At 71.1% G+C, this 1,176-nt stretch carries 1 protein-coding gene; it reads right to left on the minus strand.

Annotated elements, in window-relative coordinates:
- The coding region (locus RT567_RS17085; protein WP_313577369.1) for an ATPase, T2SS/T4P/T4SS family at positions 1-1,176 on the minus strand (1,176 nt) is incomplete at both ends.

Below are 1,176 nucleotides of genomic sequence, written 5' to 3' on the forward strand. Positions count from 1 at the left end.
CAGTCGTGCGGCCGCCAGACGCGCACGCCTTCCTCGGCGCCAATCAGCCGCGCCGTCGCCTTGTCCGCCGTCTCCTCGATCCGACAGTGCGGGCACAGGCGCCGCACCAGCCGCTGCGCCACCACCAGCCGCAGGGTCGAGGCCAGCAGGAAGGGCTCGACTCCCATGTCGCGCAGGCGCGTCACCGCCCCGGCCGCGTCGTTGGTGTGGACCGTCGACAGCACCAGGTGGCCGGTCAGCGACGCCTGAACGGCGATGGCCGCCGTCTCCGTGTCACGGATTTCGCCGACCATGACCACGTCAGGATCCTGACGCAGGATGGCGCGCAGACCGGCGGCGAAGGTCATGCCGACCTTGGGATTCACCTGCGTCTGGCCCACGCCTTCCATGGCGTATTCAACCGGGTCTTCGACCGTCAGGATGTTACGCGAGCCGTCGTTCAGCAGCGACAGCCCGGCATAGAGGCTGGTCGTCTTGCCCGAGCCGGTCGGCCCGGTGACGAGGATGATGCCGTTCGGCTCGGCCAGCGCATGACGGAAGGCCTCCAGCGCCGCCGGGTCCATGCCCAGCCGGTCCAGCGTCAGCCCGGCCTGATCCTTGTCCAGAATCCGCAGCACCACCCGCTCGCCCGCCCGCGACGGCAGGGTCGAGACGCGCACGTCCAGCGACTTGCCGCCCAGCGTCAGGGGGATGCGCCCGTCCTGCGGCTTGCGCTTCTCGGCGATGTCGAGGCGCGCCATGACCTTGATGCGCGACACCAGCAGCGGCGCCACGCGCGGGTTCAGGCTCAGGGCCTCGCGCAGCACCCCGTCCACCCGCATCCGCACCAGCAGCCGCGTCTCATAGCTTTCCAGATGCACGTCCGAGGCGCCGATACGGGCGGCCTCGGCGATGACGCCGTTGATCAGGCGGATGACCGGCGCGTCGTCCGTGGCGTCCAGCAGGTCCGCCGCCGCCGGAATGTCATCCACCAGACTGTCCAACCCGACCGGCAGGGACAGGTCGTCGCCGTCGGCGGCCGTCAGTTGCTCGCCCGCATAGACCTCCGACAGCTTGCGATCGAAGGCGGCGGCGCTGAGCGGCGTCGCCTCCAGCGGGCGGCCCAGCGCACGGCGCGCCTCGACCAGAGCCAGAGGGTCGGCGCCCTCGCGCACGCCCACCGCCATCACCTCGCCT

Origin of the sequence: Brevundimonas sp., from assembly GCF_032107865.1 — a bacterium.
Classification (GTDB): Bacteria; Pseudomonadota; Alphaproteobacteria; order Caulobacterales; family Caulobacteraceae; genus Brevundimonas.